Consider the following 2570-nt stretch of genomic DNA (forward strand, 5'->3'; position numbering starts at 1 on the left):
GGACACCAATTACTTATATAACTGTATATCTGCATATTATGGTATTTAGAACGATTCTATATAACGTCATATGCCTAATTATCAGATAGATAAAATTTTCATTATTTTATTAATTTTGGAAAAATGCTCAAGTTGGGTTAAAATACCAGAAACTTGGGTTTAGTTCAACCCCGATTTTTCATTAGAATTAAGTCCGGCTTTGTAATTTCACGCTGTTTTTATATTTTTGGTGCTATAGCCAGTTAATATTCCATAATGTTAATATTCTCAATTCTATTATCTAATAGATTTTCAACAAAATATAACCAAATCCTTTTCTGTACATACTGCCAATTATGACTCCAAGCATGACTTCCTCCGGGAACAACTAAATAATCAAAATATTTGCCAGATTTCATTAATTCATTTGCTAAACGTGCTGAATTTGAAGGGTGTACATTAGTGTCAATTTCTCCATGAATGATAAACAACTTCCCTTTTAAATTCTTAGCTATAGAAATATTTGTAAATATAGAATCAGCTTCATTTTTATATAGTGGAGTATTGAATACATCGGTCCACCAGGTATGAAATACTCGGGGATCATGTTGTCCTGCTCTTGAAACGCTTACCTTGTAAAAGTCAGGATATTTAAGAATAGCAGATGCTGCCATAAATCCGCCACTTGAGCCACCCCATATGCCAATTTTTGAAGAGTCAATAAATGGGTATCGTGCTGCCAGTTGCTCAATCATAAACTTGTTATCTTCAAGTGGATAGTCTCTTAAATTTGATCTATAATATTCACTAAATGATTTTGAACGTTTATACGAGCTTCCTCTTGTATCGCACATCACAACAATAAAACCATACTGTGCTAAATGGACATTGTTTAATTCTCTAAAAAACTCTACTGGGACAAAATTGTCCTGTGGACCAGGATAGACATATGTTATTATCGGATACTTTTTATTTGGGTCGAAATCAAAAGGTTTCCACATTACACCCCATAAATTTGTAGTTGAGTCAGCTGCTTTAACAGTAAAGGATTCCGGAGATTTCCACTTGTTGGCTACTAGTTGAAGAATGTCGGCACTTTCCAGTTCAAGTAGCAGTTTTCCTTCATAATTTCTCAATTGTGATTTATGTGGTAAATCAATTCTGGAAAATACATCAATAAAATTTTTATTATCAGGAGAGAAAAATACTTCATGGTTTGCACTTTCCGGTGATAGAAGTTTAACATTCCCATTCTCAAGATTTAAAGAATATAAAAATGAAAAATACGGATTTACATCTTGCTCACGTCCAAATGCAGTGAAGTACAGCTTGTTATTGGCAAGAGTATCAATACAAACTATTTTATCAATATTGAATTTTCCTTTTGTTAATTGAGATGTTGTCTTATTTATAAAATCATAAAGGTATAAATGTCCCCAGCCATCTCTTCTGGAAAGCCACAAATATTTTTCATCAGAAAGTTCTCTAAATTCATTTTGGGAAATAACGGCATTCGGTCGTTCTTCTATTAATAAATCATATTCTCCATTTTTGCTTAATGAAAGAATATCGCATTTATTCTGTTGACGGTTTATACGCTGAATAAAACAATTCTCCCCATTTTTACTCCATCCTAAAAACCTATAGTTTTCATTCTCCCATCTCTTCAAGTTAATTTCGTGGAAACTTTTATTTGAAACATTATATACCCAAACTTCATCTAAGGGGAATGCATCACCCGGATTCCTTTGTTTGAAAGTTGTTAGAACTGGTCTCGGTTCAGAAATTGAATTTATCACCCAATTATCCTTTGAATCTCGTACATCAGTTCTAAGGGCAATAAAAAATTCAGAATTAGGTGACCAACTGATATTGGGGGCAAGAGGAAGGGTATCTTTATTGTATAATTCATTTGTGTAATTATAATCAATGTTTGCCTTGAAGCTATAAAAAGTTTCTCCATCATTTGAAATCTGGCTTAACTTTCCATTTTCATTAATGGTAATATATAAATTATGTTTTTTTACGTAAATAGAAAAATCATTATTCGGTGAATTTTCTGAAATGCTATTAATAGTTGATTCCGAAAACTTGCTGATTTGATTTGAGTATGAATTATAAGCGTATCTTAGCGAATCATGCGTAAAGGAATATGTATAATCATTGGTTTTTACAATGGTATTTTCCTGTTTAATCTTTATTGCTTTTTCAGTATCGATTAGAAATAAATCAAATTCCTCATTATCCACTTTTTTAATATATATAAATTGTCTGTCTGAAACCCAGTAAGGATTTACATTATTTGAATTATAACGATTTATCAGTTTCAAATAGCTATTCTCTTTTGCTAATACAAAATTAGGTTTCAAATCTTGTCCCACTATCGATAGTGAAAGACAACTAACTAATATTAGTATTGTGTACTTTATCATCTCGTTTTTTTTATTGGAACTAAGTAATTGTAAATATATTATTGCTACAACTACTTATAATGGTTTGATAGTATAATTCCAATCTTCTCCATGAAATTCATGTTTATATATGTTAATTTTTTCGAAATCTGATTTAGATATTTTAATCCCTGTTTCATA

At 30.9% G+C, this 2570-nt stretch carries 2 protein-coding genes; both read right to left on the bottom strand.

Annotated elements, in window-relative coordinates:
- Window positions 1-242 precede the first annotated feature (242 nt).
- Entirely contained in the window at window positions 243-2411 is a 2169-nt protein-coding gene (locus HN894_17785; GenBank protein ID MBT7145177.1) for a prolyl oligopeptidase family serine peptidase, read from the bottom strand.
- Window positions 2412-2465: 54 nt separating this feature from the next.
- Window positions 2466-2570, bottom strand: a 105-nt coding sequence (locus HN894_17790) for a hypothetical protein (protein ID MBT7145178.1), incomplete at its 5' end; no start/stop codon positions are given.

The sequence above is a fragment of the Bacteroidota bacterium genome (genome assembly GCA_018692315.1).
Taxonomy (GTDB): domain Bacteria; phylum Bacteroidota; class Bacteroidia; order Bacteroidales; family JABHKC01; genus JABHKC01.

Bases quoted from the DNA above. Each gene is read 5' to 3' on its own strand.
- HN894_17785 (MBT7145177.1), bottom strand. From the start codon at position 2,411: ATGATAAAGTACACAATACTAATATTAGTTAGTTGTCTTTCACTATCG.